The 19,194-nt window shown below is 53.7% G+C and carries 18 protein-coding genes; 1 reads left to right on the top strand and 17 read right to left on the bottom strand.

The features are described from left to right. Positions 1 to 137: 137 nt before the first annotated feature. The 9 genes from rlpA to leuS all read right to left on the bottom strand — a co-directional run bounded on the left by rlpA (position 138) and on the right by leuS (position 10,147). On the bottom strand, positions 138 to 1,310 hold the full coding sequence (rlpA, locus tag BS640_RS01200) for an endolytic peptidoglycan transglycosylase RlpA (protein WP_084911648.1): 1,173 nt from the start codon (positions 1,308 to 1,310) through the stop codon (positions 138 to 140). Between the two features lie 9 nt (positions 1,311 to 1,319). Then, on the bottom strand, positions 1,320 to 2,432 hold the full coding sequence (gene mrdB, locus BS640_RS01195) for a peptidoglycan glycosyltransferase MrdB (protein ID WP_017491373.1): 1,113 nt from the start codon (positions 2,430 to 2,432) through the stop codon (positions 1,320 to 1,322). 6 nt (positions 2,433 to 2,438) lie between these two features. After that, positions 2,439 to 4,343 carry a peptidoglycan DD-transpeptidase MrdA gene (gene mrdA, locus BS640_RS01190; protein ID WP_084911646.1) on the bottom strand — a complete coding sequence of 635 codons (1,905 nt, stop codon included), beginning with the start codon at positions 4,341 to 4,343 and terminating at the stop codon, positions 2,439 to 2,441. 42 nt (positions 4,344 to 4,385) lie between these two features. Further along, positions 4,386 to 4,856, bottom strand: coding sequence for a 23S rRNA (pseudouridine(1915)-N(3))-methyltransferase RlmH (gene rlmH / locus BS640_RS01185; protein WP_009636890.1), 471 nt, complete (start codon positions 4,854 to 4,856; stop codon positions 4,386 to 4,388). Between the two features lie 3 nt (positions 4,857 to 4,859). After that, positions 4,860 to 5,177 (bottom strand): ribosome silencing factor, encoded by a 318-nt coding sequence (gene rsfS / locus BS640_RS01180; RefSeq protein WP_017491371.1) that lies wholly within the window; start codon positions 5,175 to 5,177, stop codon positions 4,860 to 4,862. A gap of 66 nt (positions 5,178 to 5,243) precedes the next feature. Continuing rightward, positions 5,244 to 5,909: a nicotinate-nucleotide adenylyltransferase gene (nadD, locus tag BS640_RS01175; protein ID WP_017491370.1), complete on the bottom strand. Its 666-nt coding sequence runs from the start codon at positions 5,907 to 5,909 to the stop codon at positions 5,244 to 5,246. Continuing rightward, entirely contained in the window at positions 5,909 to 6,949 is a 1,041-nt protein-coding gene (gene holA / locus BS640_RS01170; protein ID WP_017491369.1) for a DNA polymerase III subunit delta, read from the bottom strand. Before holA ends, nadD begins: the two co-directional genes overlap by 1 nt. Before the next feature lie 2 nt (positions 6,950 to 6,951). Further along, on the bottom strand, positions 6,952 to 7,533 hold the full coding sequence (lptE, locus tag BS640_RS01165; protein ID WP_038327936.1) for an LPS assembly lipoprotein LptE: 582 nt from the start codon (positions 7,531 to 7,533) through the stop codon (positions 6,952 to 6,954). A 31-nt stretch (positions 7,534 to 7,564) separates the two neighbouring features. Further along, positions 7,565 to 10,147, bottom strand: a complete 2,583-nt coding sequence (leuS, locus tag BS640_RS01160; RefSeq protein ID WP_017491367.1) for a leucine--tRNA ligase — start codon at positions 10,145 to 10,147, stop codon at positions 7,565 to 7,567. Positions 10,148 to 10,496: 349 nt separating this feature from the next. Here leuS and BS640_RS01155 point away from each other — a divergent pair, with 349 nt between their 5' ends. After that, positions 10,497 to 11,018 carry a zinc ribbon-containing protein gene (locus tag BS640_RS01155; protein ID WP_017491366.1) on the top strand — a complete coding sequence of 174 codons (522 nt, stop codon included), beginning with the start codon at positions 10,497 to 10,499 and terminating at the stop codon, positions 11,016 to 11,018. Between the two features lie 140 nt (positions 11,019 to 11,158). Here the strand turns inward: BS640_RS01155 and BS640_RS01150 are convergent, their stop codons facing one another. From BS640_RS01150 to BS640_RS01110, 8 genes are all read right to left on the bottom strand, one after another. Next, the gene (locus BS640_RS01150; RefSeq protein ID WP_084911644.1) at positions 11,159 to 11,884 is read right to left on the bottom strand and encodes an amino acid ABC transporter ATP-binding protein; all 726 of its coding nucleotides are present in this window, start codon (positions 11,882 to 11,884) and stop codon (positions 11,159 to 11,161) included. Next, on the bottom strand, positions 11,881 to 12,558 hold the full coding sequence (gene gltK, locus BS640_RS01145; protein WP_017491364.1) for a glutamate/aspartate ABC transporter permease GltK: 678 nt from the start codon (positions 12,556 to 12,558) through the stop codon (positions 11,881 to 11,883). Before gltK ends, BS640_RS01150 begins: the two co-directional genes overlap by 4 nt. 3 nt (positions 12,559 to 12,561) lie before the next feature. Next, positions 12,562 to 13,302, bottom strand: a complete 741-nt coding sequence (locus tag BS640_RS01140) for an amino acid ABC transporter permease (RefSeq protein WP_084911642.1) — start codon at positions 13,300 to 13,302, stop codon at positions 12,562 to 12,564. A gap of 226 nt (positions 13,303 to 13,528) precedes the next feature. After that, a complete protein-coding gene (locus BS640_RS01135) occupies positions 13,529 to 14,425 on the bottom strand; it encodes an amino acid ABC transporter substrate-binding protein (protein ID WP_017491362.1) in 897 nt (298 codons plus the stop codon). A gap of 478 nt (positions 14,426 to 14,903) precedes the next feature. Then, on the bottom strand, positions 14,904 to 16,427 hold the full coding sequence (gene lnt, locus BS640_RS01125) for an apolipoprotein N-acyltransferase (RefSeq protein WP_017491360.1): 1,524 nt from the start codon (positions 16,425 to 16,427) through the stop codon (positions 14,904 to 14,906). Positions 16,428 to 16,566: 139 nt separating this feature from the next. Next, entirely contained in the window at positions 16,567 to 17,445 is an 879-nt protein-coding gene (corC, locus tag BS640_RS01120) for a CNNM family magnesium/cobalt transport protein CorC (RefSeq protein WP_017491359.1), read from the bottom strand. Positions 17,446 to 17,603: 158 nt separating this feature from the next. Continuing rightward, a complete protein-coding gene (gene ybeY / locus BS640_RS01115; RefSeq protein ID WP_017491358.1) occupies positions 17,604 to 18,074 on the bottom strand; it encodes an rRNA maturation RNase YbeY in 471 nt (156 codons plus the stop codon). After that, positions 18,071 to 19,159, bottom strand: a complete 1,089-nt coding sequence (locus tag BS640_RS01110) for a PhoH family protein (protein ID WP_193791201.1) — start codon at positions 19,157 to 19,159, stop codon at positions 18,071 to 18,073. Before BS640_RS01110 ends, ybeY begins: the two co-directional genes overlap by 4 nt. Positions 19,160 to 19,194 lie beyond the last annotated feature (35 nt).

The following is a 19,194-nucleotide window of genomic DNA, read 5'->3' as shown; positions in this document are numbered from 1 at the left end:
CCCGCCTGATTTTGGGCGCTGTCGCAGCGTTGGCCGTAGGGGTTAACACGAATCACTGACTTGCATCAGCTCAGCGAATTAACGCACTTGCCAGCCTGCGGCAGCGCCCATGACCTCGCGGGGCGCGTTGACTACGATTACATCGCAGACGCCGATACTACAAACGACTGCTGCTGCGCTTCACTCGACAGTCGCTGTTGCAGTTGTACGGCCTGCTGGCGGCTGCTGAATGGCCCCAACTGTACGCGGTAATTGCTGCCGTTAGGCTGCACTTTTCCAGGTACGGCGAAGCGTTTGCTCAGGCTCTTCTGCCAGATTTCTGCGTTTTGCGGATTGCTCAGCGCGCCCACCTGCACCATGTATCCACCCCCGGATACCGGCGCAGACTGATGGGTAGCCGGACGAGCAACCACTGGCGCGGCAACCACCGGGGCGGCGGCCATCGCGGTGCGAGAGGTGTTTGCGCTGGCAACCGGTGCATCATCATCCGCTGCAACGGGTGCAGGTTCGCTGGTCTCAAGCACGCCCGCAGGTAAAGGCTTCGGAGCCTGAAGGAAACCGCCGCCGTTAGAGGCGCTTGCGCCCGCTCCCGCGCTATCCTCATCGCTGGTTGAATCATCGTTCTGGGTGTTCAGCGTGCTGTTGTCGACGGGACGGACGGCGGCACCGATGGCCGGTGGCGCGGACAGGACCGGCGTGCCCATGTCGCTTGAGCCGAGGCTAGGGCGTGCGGGCAGGGCGTAGGTCTGTCTGGCAACGGTGGTACCAATGGTGCCCGGGCCAGACAGCGTGCCGTCCGGCGCGACGTTAATGATGTCGAGCTTAACGCGGGTGCTGTTGGTCAGGTTAAGGCGATCGAAGGCCGCTTTAGACAAATCGATAATCTTGTCAGAGGTGAACGGACCGCGGTCATTAATACGGACTACCAGCATGCGGCCATTGGACAAGTTGGTCACGCGCACGTAGCTTGGGATCGGCAGCGTCGGGTGAGCCGCAGTCATTGCCGAAGGATCGAACTCTTCGCCGCTGGCGGTAACGTTGCTACCGGCTTCGTTGCCGTACCAGGTCGCGGTACCGGTCTGCGTAAAGCGAGACGCATCGCGAATGATTTTGTAGCTGTTGCCGTTGGCGCTGTAGTCGTTGTTGGCATTCGCATTCAGAGGCTCATAGACCGGATAGGCACCGCCAATCTCGACTACCGGCCCATTATAGGCGGGCTCTGGCGCGGCCTGCTGCGGTTGGTTGTCTGGAGAACTACAGGCACTCAATAACAGCCCGGCGATAATCGCCCCTACCCACTCCTTGCGCATTGCTCACCCCTATAAATTTTTTGATAACATTTTTCGATGAGTATGTATCGACATGACGATACCAAACCCAGCCATCAGCACGATTAGCGCTGAACCACCATAACTGACCAGAGGTAAAGGAACCCCTACTACCGGCACTATACCACTCACCATGCCAATGTTTACAAAGACATAGACAAAGAATATTAGCATTAACCCTCCCGACATAACGCGGCCGAAAGTAGTTTGCGCTTTTGCTGCAATTACCAGCCCACGGGTGATCAGGCCCAGATAGAGCGCCAGCAGCACCAGGACGCCCTGCAGGCCCAGTTCCTCGGCCAATACCGCGAAGATAAAGTCGGTGTGGCGCTCGGGCAAGAATTCAAGCTGTGACTGAGTGCCGTGCAGCCAACCTTTGCCGGAGAAACCGCCAGAACCGATGGCAATCTTGGACTGAATAATGTGATAACCGGCCCCGAGCGGGTCACTTTCCGGGTTAAGCAGCATCATCACGCGGTCTCGCTGATAGTCGTGCATCAGGAAGAACCACAGGATAGGAATAAAGGCTGCCACCAGCACGGCCGCGCAGGCAATAAGCTTCCAGCTCATGCCGGAGAGGAAAAGCACAAAGATGCCGGAGGCGGCAATCAGGATTGCGGTTCCGAGGTCCGGCTGTGCGGCGACCAGCAAGGTGGGAACAAACACCAGCACCAACGCAATGGCAGTATTTTTCAACGAAGGCGGGCAGATATCGCGGTTAATAAAGCGTGCCACCATCAGCGGTACGGCAATTTTCGCCAGCTCCGAGGGCTGGAAACGTACGAAGCCCAGATCGAGCCAGCGCTGGGCGCCTTTACTGACCTGTCCAAACACGTCTACCAATACCAGCAGGAAAATACAGAAGATGTAGAGATAGGGCGCCCAGCTTTCATACACGCGGGGGGGAACCTGCGCCAGCACCAGCATGATAACCAGTCCTCCGGCAATCTGCGCGAGTTTGCGCTCCATCATACCGACGTCCTGACCGCTCGCGCTCCAGATAACGAACGCGCTATAGACCAGCAACGCCAGTACGATAAGCAGCATAGTGATGTCGATGTGCATCTTGGTCCACAGCGACCCTTTCTGTTGGCTCTCAGTCATTCTACGTTAATCACCTTCAATGCCGGGCGCAGCAGGCGCTTCGTCCGGTAATTTTGTCGTATTGTCGCCCAATAAGATATGGTCGAGGATCTGGCGGACGATGGTCCCCACGGCGGGCCCGATACCGCCGTTTTCCAACACTACGTTGACTGCAACGGTAGGGTTGTCGTAAGGCGCAAAGGCGTTCATCAGCTTGTGGTCACGCAGATGCTCTGCAATTTTATGTGCATTATAGGTTTCATTGGCTTTGAGGCCGTAAACCTGGGCAGTACCGGATTTCGCCGCGGCTTTATACGGCGCATCCATAAAGTATTTACGTGCGGTCCCGTTCGAACGGTTTGCTACGCCAAACATGCCGTCTTTCGCCAGCTCCCAATACCCGGAATGGATATCGCCAATCTGCGTCGTTTCCTGCTGTTGGTACGGCACCTTGGTGGCACCGTCCTGTGTGTTGAGCAGCAGGTGAGGCGTTTTGACGTTGCCGTCGTTAATCAGCGTGGTTAGCGCCTTCATGTTCTGAATCGGTGTCGCGGTCCAGTAGCCTTGTCCGATCCCTACCGGGATGGTGTCACCCTGATACCACGGCTTTTTAAAGCGTTTCATCTTCCAGTCGCGCGTCGGCATGTTGCCATTACGTTCTTCCGAGAGATCGATGCCGGTATACTGGCCGTAGCCAAATTTCGACATCCACTCTGACAGACGGTCGATGCCCATATCGTAGGCCACCTGATAGAAGAAGGTATCCGCCGACTCCTCAAGGGCTTTTGTCACATTCAATCGACCGTGACCCCAGTGTTTCCAGTCTCGATAACGCTTGTCCGAGCCGGGAAGTTGCCACCATCCGGGGTCAAACAGCGACGTATTTTTGGTAATCACGCCCGCGGTCAGCGATGAAACGGCGATGTACGGTTTGACCGTCGAGGCGGGAGGATACACCCCCTGCGTCGCGCGGTTGATGAGCGGCCGATCGGGATCGTTGAGCAAGGTGTTGTAATCCTTGCTGGAAATTCCGTCTACAAACAGATTCGGATCGTAGCTTGGGTTGGAAACAAGCGCCCGAATGCTGCCATCGCGCGGATCTGTGACCACTACTGCGGCGCGGCTGCCGCTCAGCAGCTGTTCAATATAGATTTGCAGCGGGAGATCGAGCGTAAGCGTAATGTCTTTGCCGGCCTGAGGCGGCTCTTCGTGTAGCTGACGGATAACTCTGCCACGGTTGTTGACTTCAACTTCGGCGTAGCCCGTTTTGCCGTGTAGCGTGCTTTCGTAGTAACGCTCAATGCCCAGCTTGCCGATGTCGTGCGTCGCGGCGTAGTTAGCAAGAATACCGTCTTTGTCCAGCCTTTCAACGTCGCGATCGTTAATTTTTGAAACATAACCAATCACGTGTGTCAGCGCGGAACCGTAAGGGTAATAGCGGCGCTGATAGCCTTTGACTTCAACGCCGGGGAATTTGAATTGGTTGACCGCAAAACGCGCCACCTGCACCTCGGTTAATCCCACTTTTACCGGAATAGAGGTGAAGCGTCGCGCACGTTTGCGTTCTTTGTAGAAGTTTTCAATATCTTCAGAGGTGAGATCGACAATCGTCGTCAACGCAATCAGCGTATTTTTAACGTCGTCGACCTTCTCTGGCATCATTTCCAGCTGATAGATGGTGCGATTAAGCGCCAGCGGGGTGCCATTTCGGTCGTAGATAATTCCACGACTCGGTGCAATGGGAATGAGCTTGATGCGGTTATCGTTCGATCGGGTTTGATAATCCTGAAAACGCACCACCTGGATAGTGTATAGATTGTAAACCAGTATGCTGCTAAGCAGCAGAATGCCAAAAAGCGCCACCAGTGCACGGCGCACAAAGAGGGCTGATTCAGCCGAATAGTCGCGAAAAGGATTACGGTCTATTTTCATCCCACTACTTAATCCACTGTGCTGCTGATATTGACCTACCGATTATTCGCGGTGGTACGGATGATTAGTGGTAATACTCCAGGCACGATAAAGGCTTTCGGCCACCAGAACCCGAACCAGCGGGTGTGGTAGCGTCAGCGGAGAGAGCGACCAGCTCTGAACCGCAGCCTCCTTGCATGCCGGTGCCAGCCCTTCAGGACCGCCGATGAGCAAACTGACATCTCTGCCGTCCTGCTTCCAGCGCTCAAGCTGTTGGGCCAACTGCGGGGTCTCCCAGGGGGTTCCCGGAATATCCAGCGTAACAATACGATTGCCTTTTCCAACCACCGACAGCATCTGTTCGCCTTCTTTTTCAAGAATGCGTTTGATATCTGCGTTTTTCCCGCGTTTACCCGCGGGGACTTCAATCAACTCAAACGGCATGTCTTTTGGGAAACGGCGGAGATAATCCGTGAAGCCAGTCTGCACCCAATCGGGCATTTTCGTACCTACGGCGACGAGTTGCAGCTTCACTCATTAACCCCAGAGTTTCTCGAGTTCGTACAGCACGCGGCTTTCTTCCTGCATGACGTGAACGATCACTTCACCGAGGTCAACAACAACCCAGTCAGCTTCGTTAATGCCTTTGATGCCGTGAGCTTCAAGGCCTGCTGCCTTGGCTTCTTCAACCAGGTGACCGGCGATGGAAACAACGTGACGGCTAGAGGTGCCGGTGCAGATGACCATGCAGTCGGTGATGCTTGATTTGCCAGCAACGTCGATAGCAACGATGTCTTGGGCTTTGAGGTCATCAACTTTGTCGATGACGAATTCTTGGAGCGCTTTACCTTGCAAAGATTCCCCCTGGGGATTGAGTAGTCTGGAACCGAAAATTAAGCGGCGGAGTATAACACGCGTTGTCTACGCGCGGTACAACCCCTGTGATTCGATATAGCGCTCAACGGAGAAGGGAAGTAAATCTGAGCAATCGCGGCCCTCGTGGCGGCGCTGACGGATTTCGGTAGCCGAAATATCCAGCAGCGGCGTGTTGGCCTGATAAATATAGCCTTGAGGACGTTGCCTGAGCTGACCGGCATCTTCTGTCTTGTGCGCATCGTACCAACGCTGTAACTCGGGCGTGTCCAGCTCGCTGCCATATCCCGGGCGGGCTAAAACCACCAGATGACACACGTCGAGTAAAGACTCCCAGCGGTGCCATTTGTAAAGCGTTAGTAATGAATCTTGGCCAATAATAAACGCCAAAGGCTGTTGAGTGCCACGTTCTTTACGTAACGTTGCAAGAGTCTCAATAGTGTAGGAGGGCGTATCGCGCTGAAGTTCACGAGAGTCCACTGAAAACAATGGGTTACCTTCAACTGCCAACTGGGCCATTTTGAGTCGCTGAGACGGCGTGGCCTCTGGCTGTGGGCGGTGCGGCGGCACATTGTTCGGCAGAAGAATCACTTTCTCAAGCTGGATCTCGTGGGCCAATTGTTCAACGGGACGCAAATGACCGTAATGAATCGGGTCAAAGGTGCCGCCGAACAGTGCCATCAGGTCGTGTTCATCGTGCGTGGCTGGGGTCATTACAAGGTTCCTGAATCAATAAAGCTGGGCGGAAGGGGTTTCCCGCACAGCAGCATTGAAAGGCTTTCCAGTTCGGGCCATACCGATTGACCATAGTCCTGTTTTAGGCGGATTTCCATCTGCGTCAACAGCTTTACTGCCTGATTCAGCTGGGCAAGCGAAAGACGCTGTAGCGCCTGCGTAACCAGCGCTCGACGGTTTTGCCACACTTTGTACTGGTCGAACAGGTTGCGCAGCGGCTGCTGGTCCATCTTGCGGCGCAGATTGAGGAGCATCAGCAGCTCACGTTGCAAAGTGCGCAGCAGAATCACCGGTTCGCTGTCTTCCTGCTGCAGTTGGCGCAGGATGTGCCAGGCACGTTTGCTTTTTCCGGCCAAAATAGCATCGAGCCAATGGTAAGGCGTAAAGTGTGCCGCATCATTAACGGCGTCTTCTACGCGTGGCAGCGTCAGTTTTCCGTCGGGATAGAGCAGGGCAAGCCTTTCGAGCGACTGGGCCAGCGCGAGCAGGTTACCCTCATAGCAGTAACACAGCAGCTGATTGGCGGGGTCATCTAATTCGAGCGACAGCGCTTTGGCGCGTTTGGCAACCCAGCGCGGCAGTTGAGCCTGCTCGGGCGTCTGGCAGGTGACAAATACCGTGCGGTCGCTCAGTGCCTTGAACCAGGCCGCATTTTCCTGCGCCTTGGTGAGCTTGCTGGCGCGCAGAATCAGTAAAATATCGTCGTGCAGCAGGCTGACCAGCGTCTTGAGCTGCTCTGCCATTGGCGCAGAGGGGCCGTTTTCGGGAAGGTGCAGTGTCAGGGTCTGGCGACTGGCGAACAGACTCAGCGCCTGGCAACTGCTGAATATGCTGTCCCACTCGGTGTGGGCATCAAGAATAAAGCTAAAGTGTTCGTTGAATTGTGCTGCATTTGCGGCCTGACGCACGGCGTCCTGGCTTTCCTGCAACAGCAGCGGATCGTTACCGCATAATAAATAACAAGCGCGCAGCCCCTCTCGGAGCTGCGCGGCAAGTTGTTCAGGATAGACACGAGTCATAGCTAGTAAGTACTGGCCGCAGGGGCTTTCCCGACGCTAATGATTTCTGGTGTACCGTCTACCACATCTTTTTTGGTCAACTCTGAGGCGTGTACGGTCAGCAGTTTACGAATCAGCTGCTGAGCGGCCTGTTCACGCATCTCTTTGTCGATAATGTCCTGCTCGGCATCTTTTGCTAACGCTGCCAATGGGTTATCGAAGAAGGAGCGGAACACGGTCACGCTGATAGGGTAAATATCTTTACCCGGCATCAGGACCTGCGCACGCACGGTCATTTCTTTCTGGTATTCGGCAGTCTTGCCGTCCTGGAAGATAGAGGCCGTCGCCTGGCTCTCCGTTGCGCCAACTATACGCAGCTCGGGGAGGCTTTTCTTGTTGGAAACCGTGGGTTCCACTACGGTGACATCGCTCAGTTTTAACTGGCTGCGAATTTCACGCGTGAGCGGACCGTAAGGGTCATAGCTGTTGAGGGTAATGGTTTTCAAATCGCTCGGCACGTTGGTCGTGCCACGCAGATGAAAACCACAGCCCGAAGTCACCAGAACAATCGCGCCTAACAACAGCATCAAAATACGATTTCGCATAATATTTTCTCGCAAAAAAAGCCTCCTTGAATCAACCGACTACCAGGTTAAGCAGCTTGCCTGGCACGTAGATTACCTTGCGAACTGTAACCCCATCCAGATATTTTGCGACCAGATATTCTTGCGCCGCTAATTCGCGAACCTGCTCTTCTGTCGCGTCTGCGGCAACGGTTATTTTGGCACGTACTTTACCATTTACCTGTACCACTACCAGCTTAGAGTCTTCGACCATGGCTTTTTCATCTGCCACCGGCCAAGGCGCGGTATCGACATCACCTTCGCCGCCCAGTGTCTGCCACAGGCTGAAGCACACGTGCGGAGTGAACGGATACAGCATGCGAACCACGGCCAGCAGAGCTTCCTGTAGCAGTGCGCGATCCTGGTCGGTGTCCTGAGGTGCACGACCCATCTTGTTCATCAGCTCCATAATCGCCGCGATTGCGGTGTTAAAGGTCTGACGACGGCCGATATCATCGGTCACTTTAGCGATAGTTTTGTGCAGGTCGCGGCGAAGATCTTTCTGCTCAGCAGAAAGGGTCGCAACGTCCAGCGCAGGCGCAGCGCCTTTTTCACTGTGCTCATAGGCCAGTTTCCAGACACGTTTCAGGAAGCGGTTTGCCCCTTCAACGCCGGATTCCTGCCATTCGAGGGTCATTTCTGCCGGAGAAGCGAACATCATGAACAGACGCACGGTGTCAGCACCGTATTTCTGCACCATGACCTGCGGGTCGATGCCGTTGTTTTTGGACTTGGACATCTTGCTCATGCCCGCATACACCAGCTCGCGACCTTCAGGGTCGGTGGCTTTCACGATGCGGCCTTTCTCATCACGCTCAAGGGTGGCATCGATTGGGGAAACCCAAACGCGTGCGCCACCCTCGTTCAGGTAGTAGAAGGCGTCAGCCAGCACCATACCCTGACACAGCAGGCGTTTTGCTGGTTCATCTGAGGTGACCAGACCCGCGTCGCGCATCAGTTTGTGGAAGAAGCGGAAGTACATCAGGTGCATGATGGCGTGTTCGATACCGCCAACATATTGGTCTACCGGCAGCCAGTAGTTGGCCGCAGCGGGATCCAGCATGCCTTTATCGTAGTCCGGGCAGGTGTAACGCGCGTAGTACCAGGACGACTCCATGAAGGTATCGAAGGTGTCGGTTTCGCGCAGGCCAGGGATGCCATTAACGGTGGTTTTTGCCCACTCAGGATCGGCCTTGATTGGGCTGGTGATGCCGTCCATGACGACGTCTTCCGGCAGAACCACCGGCAGTTGATCTTCAGGCGTTGGAATGACGGTACCGTCTTCCAGCGTGATCATCGGGATTGGCGCACCCCAGTAACGCTGGCGTGATACACCCCAGTCGCGCAGACGGTAGTTAACTTTACGCTCACCGACGCCCAGGCTCACCAGTTTGTCAGCGATGGCGTTGAAGCCTTGCTCGTGATTTAGACCGTCGAACTCGCCGGAGTTGCAAAGTACGCCTTTCTCGGTCATGACTTCGGACTGGACGTCAGGCACGCTGCCGTCGGCGTTCAGGATAACCGCTTCAATTGGCAGGTTATATTTAGTGGCGAATTCCCAGTCGCGGGCATCGTGGCCAGGAACGGCCATTACCGCACCGGTGCCGTATTCCATCAGAACGAAGTTGGCGACCCAGATTGGGATTTTTTTGCCGTTCAACGGATGAATCGCGAACAGGCCGGTCGGCATGCCTTTCTTCTCCATGGTCGCCATTTCTGCTTCGGCTACCTTGGTGTTGCGGCATTCGTCGATAAAGTCGGCCAGCGCAGGCTGTGAAGCGGCTGCCTGCAGTGACAGTGGGTGACCCGCAGCCACGGCGGCGTAGGTTGCCCCCATGAAGGTGTCTGGACGCGTGGTGTAAACCGTCAGTTTCTCTTCGCTGTTTTCAACGTCGAAGGTTATTTCGACGCCTTCAGAGCGGCCAATCCAGTTACGCTGCATGGTCTTGACCTGCTCAGGCCAGCTCTCGAGGGTATCGAGGTCGTTCAGCAGCTGATCGGCGTAGGCAGTGATTTTAATGAACCATTGTGGGATCTCTTTACGCTCAACCTTGGTATCGCAGCGCCAGCAGCAGCCGTCGATAACCTGTTCGTTAGCCAGAACGGTCAAGTCCTGCGGACACCAGTTCACCGCTGAGGTTTTTTTGTAAACCAGACCTTTCTCGTAGAGCTTGGTGAAGAACCATTGTTCCCAGCGATAGTATTCAGGCTGACAGGTCGCGAGCTCGCGGTCCCAGTCATAGCCGAAGCCCAGCAGTTTAAGCTGGTTCTTCATGTATTCGATGTTTTCGTAAGTCCATGGCGCCGGCGCGGTGTTGTTTTTAACCGCGGCACCTTCAGCGGGCAGACCAAACGCATCCCAGCCGATCGGCTGTAGAACGTTTTTACCGAGCATACGCTGATAGCGGGAAATCACGTCACCGATGGTGTAGTTACGAACGTGACCCATGTGTAGACGGCCTGATGGATAAGGCAACATGGAGAGGCAGTAATACTTCTCTTTTCCCGGTTCTTCGGTAACTTTGAAGGTTTGCTTCTCTTGCCAGTGAAGTTGAACCTGTGACTCTATATCTTCTGGACGGTATTGCTCTTGCATGGCGGCCGATGGTCCTGTGAGTGAAAAACAGCTACATCCGTAGCCCTATTTCGTTAATCAAATATCAAATGATGCGTTAATAACAAAACTTTCAAACAGATCCGCATAGCATAGCTGATAAGCGGCAAGGGCAACAACACCAAGCGTGGCACCAGAGGCTTTTTATGCTGATCTATGGGGGTTTATTTTTCGGACAAAGCGGAAACTGTGGGCTGCATCCGACCGAGTCAGAGATTCACGACTAAAATAGGCAGAAGGGCCATAAAGCGAAAGCTTTGTTTTTTGAATGTAATTTGTTCAACGAAAGCAAACTGTTTTAGGCGTTTAAGTCGCACTTTAAGGAGCAACTATGACAAATGAACAGCAGGACTATCGCCAATTAATGGCTTCATTGACGGAGCGCCTGCGCGGCGGTGAACGCGATATCGATTTGCTGGTGCGCGATGCGCGAGAAAGCCTTAAACAAGAAGGCAACCTGTCGGTAAACGAAATAGACAGACTGACTATCTCGGCAAGGCGTGACTTGCAGGAATTTGCCCGCATTTACGGTGAATACGCGCCGTCGCACAGAATCGCCCCTAAGCCTACGTCGGAAGCGCCGGAAGAAGAAGACAGCGTGTTCATGCGCGTTATTAAGGAAAGCCTGTGGCGCGAGCTTGCGGATATCACCGACAAAACCCAACTTGAGTGGAAAGAGGTGTTTAAAGACGTAAACCATCACGGTGTTTATCACAGCGGAGAAGTGGTCGGGTTGGGGGATCTTATCTGCGAGAAATGCCATTTTCATCTCGCCGTTTACACGCCGGAGATTCTGAGCAAATGCCCGGAGTGCGGGAATGACGAGTTTTCCCGCAGGCCGTTCGAACCTTAATCTTGCAGCGGCAGCTGCCCCAGCTCACCCCAGTCAATGACTCCTGTAAGCGACTGGGGATTTACAGGGTAATTCGCTTCCTCTTTGAGGCTTACCCCTTAGGGTCCGCTGCCTTGTCGCAGTGCCGATGAATTTGGAAATTAGTGCAGGATTTTGGCTAAGAAATCTCTCGCACGCTCAGACTCGGGATTATTGAAGAAGTCGTCTTTATTGCGATCCTCCACAATCTTGCCCTCATCCATAAAGATAACCCGGTTCGCCACCTTACGGGCAAAGCCCATCTCGTGGGTCACGACCATCATGGTCATGCCTTCGTTGGCGAGCTCGACCATCACGTCGAGCACTTCATTGATCATCTCCGGGTCAAGCGCCGAGGTCGGTTCGTCAAACAGCATTGCAATAGGGTCCATGCACAGTGCGCGCGCGATGGCGACACGTTGCTGCTGTCCGCCGGAAAGCTGGCCCGGAAATTTATTGGCGTGCGCAGAGAGCCCAACGCGGTCGAGCAGCTTGAGGCCTTTATCGCGTGCGGCGGCCTTGTCACGCTTGAGCACTTTGACCTGTGCCAGGGTCAGGTTTTCAACGATAGACAGATGCGGGAACAGCTCGAAATGCTGGAACACCATGCCGACTTTGGAACGCAGCTGCGCCAGATTGGTTTTTTTGTCATTCACGGGCGTACCGTTAACGAGAATCTGGCCTTTCTGGATGGGTTCCAGGCCGTTAACGGTTTTGATCAGCGTCGACTTACCTGAGCCTGAAGGGCCGCAGACTACGACCACTTCCCCTTTCTTAACTTCGGTACTGCATTCGGTCAATACCTGGAAATGACCGTACCACTTGGAGACATTTTTCAGCGAAATCATGAAAGGGTCCTTTTCTTCAAGAAGCTCACCAGCAATGAGGCAGAGAGGCTGATGACAAAATAGACAAAACCGGCAAACAGGATCATCTCGACCTGTGTTCCGTCACGCTCGCCAATGTTGGTTGCCGTACGGAAGAAGTCCGCAAGACTGAGCACGTACACCAGAGAGGTATCCTGAAATAACACGATCGCCTGCGTTAGCAGCAGCGGCACCATGGCGCGGAAGGCCTGTGGCAAAATGATCAGCTGCATCGACTGCCAATGGGTCATACCGAGCGCCAGCGCGGCGGAGGACTGCCCACGGGCAATACTTTGAATACCGGCGCGGATGATCTCCGAGTAATAGGCCGCTTCAAACAGCGCAAAGGCGACCATCGCAGAAATCAGACGGATATCGGTCTTCGGCGACAGACCGAGCACCTGTTGCAGGAAACTTGGCACCACCAGATAAAACCACAGCAGCACCATGACCAGCGGCACGGCGCGGAACATGTTGACGTAAATTCGGGCAAACCAGCTGATCGGTTTGAACGACGACAGGCGCATGACAGCCAGCAGGGTTCCCCAAAGAATACCGAATACGATAGCGATAGCGGTTATCTTCAGCGTAATGACCATGCCGCTTATCAGGTAGGGCAGGCTGGGAACAATCGAACTCCAGTCAAATTGATACATGAATTATTTGCTCCCCAGATTGCCCGGCAGGCGAATCTTGCGTTCAACCTGTTGCATGATAAGCATGATGACCGCGTTGATGAGGACATAAGCCAGCGTGATGGCGGTAAAGGACTCATAGGCGTGAGCCGAATAGTCGAGCAGTTTGCCGGCCTGTGCGGCCATGTCGACCAGGCCGATAGTCGAGGCTATTGCCGAGTTTTTGACCAGATTAAGCATCTCGGAGGTCAGCGGCGGCACGATAACGCGATAGGCATTGGGCAGCAGCACGTAGCGATAGGTCTGCGGCAGGGTCAACCCCATCGCTAGTCCGGCGGCTTTCTGACCGCGCGGCAGTGACTGGATGGCCGCACGGACCTGTTCGCAGACGCGCGCGGCGGTAAACAACCCCAAACAGACCATCGACGAAACAAAGAACTGCACGTTAGGGTCAAGATCCTGCTTGAACCACATGCCGATGTTCTCGGGCAGCAGTTCAGGCACCACCAGATACCAGATAAAGAATTGCACAATCAGCGGGACATTACGGAAAAGTTCCACGTAGCAGGTGCCGAGTGCAGACAGGAAGCGGTTAGGCACGGTACGCAGAATGCCGAATGCTGAACCGACGAGGAATGCGATGATCCAGGCGCAGATTGACAGCGCCACGGTGACCTGAAAACCAGACCAGATCCAGCCGAGATAAGTGGTGTTACCGAAGGGGGCCTGTTCGAGAAAAATGCCCCAATTCCAACCAGAAGACATAGCGTACTCCATTAATTGCCGTGCAAGTGATGACGTGAACAGTCTGGATTTGTGGGTGTAAAGAATGGCGGGGTGGGGAACGACCACCCCGCATTCTCCCTGCTATGTTGCAGGTTCCTGTGCCCCTGTCAGGACATCATCACCTTCCCTTTGCCCCTGTAGCTACGAAGCTGCAGCATCAAAGGCTTCGGGGATACTTCAGTGTTTAGTGACTTTACGTATTTAATTAAAGCGCCTTATCGTTTGGCGTTTTGAACAGGGCTTTCATGTCGTCAGACAATTCAAAGTTCATGTTCAGATTCTTTGGTGGAATAGGCTGTTTGAACCAGGTGTCGAACCATTTAGCGGCCTGGCCTGAGGTCTCTGCCTGCACGATGGTGTCATCAACCAGTTTCTTGAATTCAGGGTCATCTTTACGCAGCATACAGCCGTAGGCTTCTTTAGACTGCGGAGTGCCGAGAATGACCCAGTCATTCGGGTTTTTGGCTTTGGCGCGCTCGCCTGCCAGCAGGGCGTCATCAAGCATAAATGCAGCAGCACGGCCAGTTTCCAGTGTACGGAAGGAGTCACCGTGGTCTTTAGTACTGATGATTTTCAGACCCAGCTTCTTCTCGTCGTTCAGTTTGTTGAGCAGCACTTCAGAGGTCGTCCCTGAAGTAACGACCACGGTTTTACCCTTCAGATCGTCGAAGTCTTTAATCGGCGAGCCTTTCTTAACCAGAAGACGGGTACCGATAACGAAGATGGTGTCAGAGAACGCCGCCTGCTGCTGACGTTCAAGGTTGTTGGTGGTGGACCCACACTCGAAGTCGTAGGTGCCGTTTTGCAGCAGCGGAATGCGGTTTTGCGAGGTGATAGGCAACATTTTCACCTGAAGATTTGGCGCGTTGAGCTTCTTCTTAATAGCATCAACAATGGCGTTAGAGAAATCCTGTGAATATCCCACCACTTTCTGTTCATTATTGTAATAAGAGAAGGGAATAGAAGACTCACGGTGGCCGACAACAATCAGGCCGCTGTCTTTGATTTTTTTCAGCGTACCCGTCAGGTCTTCGGCGTGGGCTAGGCTACTTGCGGCGACACTTGCCAGCAGAACTGACAACACCAGTTTGCGCATTTGCATGGTCCAACTCCTTTGCTTAGTGATGGATCCCTCAGGAAGGATCAAAGATGAATCCGATAATAAAGACTTCCGTTAACTCACTCTCGGCTGTGCTCAATATAATCTTGGCATTCAGAAGATACCGTAATGTGAATATTGTGAAATCGTTATGTTTCTTTTTTGAGACAACGCGCGCACCAATTTCAAGCAACAATGGCCTGTTGCACCGGTATGGTGACCAGTTTTTGCACGAAATGTGTCAAAACGATGCAAAGCGCGACTATAAGTTTATAAATAAGATATCTTTCAACAAGATGTAGCAAGATGCATGCCAACTGAACTTATTAGTCGAATTTATGAACGAATAGCGAAGGTAAGTGAAAAGAATAGAACGGCGAAAACGGCGACCAGGCAGGAAGTAAAAAGAGACCATTAAGAATAGGGTTGCACTGAAAACAGGCAGAGGCACCCTTAAGTGCCTCTGCATAATGACAATAACTTACGCCTTGCGGCGGCTTAACAGGATGCTTGCAACGGCAAACAGCAGGGTCAGGATCCACACCGGCCAGCTTCCCATGCGGGCATAAGGCGTAACACCGGCGGTTGGCGTGACTTTTACTTCCAGCACCTGACGGGTGAACTGCGGGATCTCGGCGATAATATTGCCCTCGGCATCAACGGCGGCAGTAACACCGTTATTGGTGCTGCGCAGCAGAGGACGGCCAAGCTCGACGGCGCGCATGCGTGCCATCTGGAAATGCTGCCACGGCCCGATCGAGTGTCCAAACCACGCGTCGTTTGAAACGGTCAGCAGCAGGTTGGTATCAGGATGGAAGTTCTCCCGCACCTGTTCGCCTTCGACAATTTCATAGCAAATGGCGGTGGTGAAATTCAGACCGGCAACGTGCAGCGGTGGCTGAATATAGTTACCGCGACTAAATGATGACATCGGCAAATCGAAGAACGGGGCTAAAGGACGCAGCAGGTCTTCCATAGGTACAAACTCACCGAATGGCACCAGATGATATTTGTTGTAGCGATTAGGATCGGGATAACGATAAGGCTCAGGCTCACCCAGAGCGATCACGCTGTTATAAGTCTTGGCACCGGTTTCGGTACGCTGATAATCAACGATGCCGGTGATCAGATGACTGTGATGTGCGCGTGAAAGGTCATCCATCATGGTCAGAAACTGCTGCTGATCGGATTCGATATCCGGGATAGCCGACTCTGGCCAGATGATGATTTTCGCCTTGCCGAGGTAAGGACGCGTCTCGTCGAGATAGGCCTGTAGCGTTGAGATAAGCGCTTTCGGGTCCCACTTCATCGACTGCGGAATATTTCCCTGAACCATAGCAACGTCAACGGTTTTGTCCGGCTGTGGCGTGAACCAGTGCACCTGACGCAGAGGCCAAGGCAGCAGCAGCATGGCCAGCGCGATGACCGCCGGCACTTTCTTACGTTGATGCAGCGCATACACCAGCAGACCGCTGAGCGACATCATCACAAAGGTGATGCTCTCAACGCCACCGAGCGGAGCGAGCCCTTTCAATGGACCATTGATCTGGCTGTAGCCAAACTGTAGCCACGGGAAGCCGGTCAGTACCCAACCGCGTAAAAACTCGGTAATTTGCCACAGCGCAGGTGCCGCAAGCGCCAGACGCCACCAGGTGGTTTTAGGCCACAGCTTGGCAAGTAATGCGCCAAACAGCAGGGTATAGAGTGACAGATAGACGGCGAGCAGCGCCACCAGGAAGATGTTCACCGGGCCTGGCATACCGCCAAAAGTGGCGATACTGACATAAACCCAGTTCACGCCGCTGCCGAACAGGCCTAATCCCCAACAAAAACCCAGCAGCGCCGACTGGCCCGGACGGCGGTCAAGGGTAACCGCCAGCAGGCCAAACAGCGAGATGATGGCCGCAGGCCAAAAGTCATAAGGGGAGAAGGACAGCGTGCCACAGGCACCAAATAAAACCGCCAGCAGGCATCTCACCCGCTGGCGTTGGAATATACCCGTCATATTTCACACCACAAATGTGTTGGCTTCATTCCCTTACCCAAGCGGCTTCTCTGTGTAAGCGCCTGGGGATGCGTTCCTTTGCCGCCTTCCTGCGACGCGAAATCTGACAGGTATAAAAATTTTAGTGCCATGTTTTAAATTAAGCTTCCAATTTCGGTTGCGGCGCGTCGTCCGGGATTTTTACGTGAACCTGAATGATACGGCGGCTATCGGCCATCGCAACTTTGAATACGTAACCGTCGATTTCGATCGTTTCGCCGCGGGCAGGGAGGTGCCCAAAGGATTGCATGACCAGACCGCCAATGGTGTCGACCTCTTCATCGCTGAAGTTGGTGTCGAATACCTCGTTGAAGTCTTCAATTGGCGCAAGTGCGCGAACGGTATAGGTATGTCGGCTTAGCTGACGGATATTGAGATCTTCTTCATCATCGTATTCGTCTTCAATTTCGCCAACGATCAGCTCGAGAATGTCTTCAATGGTCACCAGACCAGAGACGCCACCAAACTCGTCAACCACAATCGCCATGTGGTAACGCTGTGAACGGAACTCTTTCAGCATGCGGTCTACGCGCTTGCTTTCAGGAACGACAACAGCGGTTCTCAGCACTTTATCGATGCTGAATGGCTCTGATTCGGTACGCATAAATGGCAATAAGTCTTTTGCCATCAGAATACCTTCAATGTGGTCCTTATCTTCACTGATGATCGGGAATCGTGAGTGGGCTGACTCGATAATGACGTCCAGGCACTCTTCGATTGGCTGATTGCGTTTAAGCGTAATCATCTGCGAACGCGGGATCATGATGTCACGAACGCGCTGCTCGGCGATATCCATCACGCCTTCCAGCATGTCTCGGGTATCGGGGTCGATCAGATCGTTTTGTTCGGAATCACGGATCAGCTCAACCAAATCACCACGGTTTTTAGGTTCACCGTGAAATAACTGGTTAAGAATAAGGGAAAAGAAGCCCTTCTTGGGACTGGGGCTGTCGCTGTTTTGTGGGTGGTCATCGCTCATGGCGTTGGGTTGGAGATTCTCTTGTTGATAATAGTAAAATCATTGACGTCAGGGCGTGGCGCTAGCGTCAATGACATGGGTAATGAAAACAGAGTAATGCTTTTTAGTGCGTTTCGTCGAGTGACACTATTCTTTCGACTAATGATTCATCGAATAAATCATTCGTCGAGCAAAAGATAAGGGTCGGGATGTCCGAGAGATTGCATAATCTCAATCTCGATGGCTTCCATCTCTTCCGCTTCTTCCTCTTCGATGTGGTCATACCCTAGCAGATGGAGGCTACCGTGGACAACCATATGGGCCCAGTGCGCATTTAACGCCTTATTTTGCTCGCGGGCTTCTTGTTCAACGACCTGACGGCAGATGACCAAATCGCCAAGCAACGGCATTTCCATGCCCGGTGGTGCTTCAAACGGGAAAGACAGCACGTTGGTCGGCTTGTCTTTACCGCGATAGGTCATGTTCAGCTCATGGCTTTCCGCCTCGTCAACGATGCGGATTGTCACTTCCGACTCTTCCTGGAACTGAGGAAGTACGGCTTCCAGCCACTGCTGGAAGTCGCTCTCTGCCGGCAAGCCTTCGCTGCTCTCGCTGGCAATCTGTAAATCTAAAATAACCTGATGACTCATGTATTGCTCTGTTCAGGGGTGGGTTGGGCAGCATACTGCTGTGATTCTTGCTTGCGCTGTCTGGCAACCTCGTCACGGCGTTTCTGGTCTTCTTCTTCCCAGGTTTCATACGCGACCACGATGCGGGCAACCACCGGGTGGCGCACGACGTCTTCGCTGTGGAAGAAGTTAAAGCTCAACTCTTCAACGCCAGAAAGCACTTCAATGGCGTGGCGCAGGCCGGATTTTTGGTGGCGCGGCAGGTCAATCTGCGTAACGTCGCCGGTAATAACCGCCTTGGAGTTGAAACCGATACGCGTCAGGAACATTTTCATCTGTTCAATCGAGGTATTCTGGCTTTCGTCCAGAATGATAAAGGCGTCATTGAGTGTACGGCCGCGCATGTAGGCCAGCGGCGCAACTTCAATTACGTTTCGCTCAATCAGCTTCTCGACTTTCTCAAAGCCGAGCATTTCGAACAGCGCATCATACAGGGGACGCAGGTAAGGGTCGACCTTCTGGCTGAGATCGCCGGGCAGGAAGCCCAGTTTTTCACCGGCTTCGACCGCGGGGCGCGTCAGTAGAATACGACGAACCTCCTGGCGCTCCAGTGCGTCAACCGCTGCCGCAACCGCCAGATACGTTTTACCCGTACCGGCAGGCCCGATACCAAAGGTGATATCGTGGTCAAGCACGTTGGCAATATACTGTGCCTGGTTCGGCGTGCGCGGCTTAATCATGCCGCGCTTGGTCTTGATAATGACCGCTTTACCGTAGTCCGGCACGCTCTCTGCGGTTTGCTCCAGTACACGACTCTCTTTAATGGCCAGGTGGATTTTTTCAGGATCGATGTCCTGAATTTCACCGCGCAGCGGCGCCGTGTCGACATACAGGTCGCGCAGGATATCCGCGGCCGCTTCGACGCAAAGGTTTTTACCTACCAGTTTAAAGGCGTTATCACGACGATTGATCTCGATGCCCAACCGGCGCTCCAGTTGTTTGATGTTGTCATCAAACGGGCCACAAAGACTCAGCAGACGCTGATTGTCTTCGGGCTCCAGCAAAATCTCTTGTGTTACAACGTTCAAACTATTCCTCTGGGCCACTCGGGACCTGTTGAAGGTGTATTTCGATGACGACT

This window comes from Rouxiella badensis (assembly GCF_002093665.1).
Lineage (GTDB): Bacteria > Pseudomonadota > Gammaproteobacteria > Enterobacterales > Enterobacteriaceae > Rouxiella > Rouxiella badensis.
This window is presented reverse-complemented; position numbering and strand designations above follow the sequence as displayed.

Excerpts from the sequence above, each read along its gene's own strand:
- mrdA (WP_084911646.1), bottom strand. The coding sequence starts at position 4,343 with ATGAAAATAGACCGTAATCCTTTTCGCGACTATTCGGCTGAATCAGCC.
- BS640_RS01150 (WP_084911644.1), bottom strand. The coding sequence starts at position 11,884 with ATGATTTCGCTGAAAAATGTCTCCAAGTGGTACGGTCATTTCCAGGTA.
- lptE (WP_038327936.1), bottom strand. The coding sequence starts at position 7,533 with ATGCGAAATCGTATTTTGATGCTGTTGTTAGGCGCGATTGTTCTGGTG.
- BS640_RS01155 (WP_017491366.1), top strand. The coding sequence starts at position 10,497 with ATGACAAATGAACAGCAGGACTATCGCCAATTAATGGCTTCATTGACG.
- gltK (WP_017491364.1), bottom strand. The coding sequence starts at position 12,558 with ATGTATCAATTTGACTGGAGTTCGATTGTTCCCAGCCTGCCCTACCTG.
- corC (WP_017491359.1), bottom strand. The coding sequence starts at position 17,445 with ATGAGCGATGACCACCCACAAAACAGCGACAGCCCCAGTCCCAAGAAG.
- ybeY (WP_017491358.1), bottom strand. The coding sequence starts at position 18,074 with ATGAGTCATCAGGTTATTTTAGATTTACAGATTGCCAGCGAGAGCAGC.
- nadD (WP_017491370.1), bottom strand. The coding sequence starts at position 5,909 with ATGACCCCAGCCACGCACGATGAACACGACCTGATGGCACTGTTCGGC.
- lnt (WP_017491360.1), bottom strand. The coding sequence starts at position 16,427 with ATGACGGGTATATTCCAACGCCAGCGGGTGAGATGCCTGCTGGCGGTT.
- BS640_RS01140 (WP_084911642.1), bottom strand. The coding sequence starts at position 13,302 with ATGTCTTCTGGTTGGAATTGGGGCATTTTTCTCGAACAGGCCCCCTTC.
- leuS (WP_017491367.1), bottom strand. The coding sequence starts at position 10,147 with ATGCAAGAGCAATACCGTCCAGAAGATATAGAGTCACAGGTTCAACTT.
- mrdB (WP_017491373.1), bottom strand. The coding sequence starts at position 2,432 with ATGACTGAGAGCCAACAGAAAGGGTCGCTGTGGACCAAGATGCACATC.
- holA (WP_017491369.1), bottom strand. The coding sequence starts at position 6,949 with ATGACTCGTGTCTATCCTGAACAACTTGCCGCGCAGCTCCGAGAGGGG.
- BS640_RS01135 (WP_017491362.1), bottom strand. The coding sequence starts at position 14,425 with ATGCAAATGCGCAAACTGGTGTTGTCAGTTCTGCTGGCAAGTGTCGCC.
- rlpA (WP_084911648.1), bottom strand. The coding sequence starts at position 1,310 with ATGCGCAAGGAGTGGGTAGGGGCGATTATCGCCGGGCTGTTATTGAGT.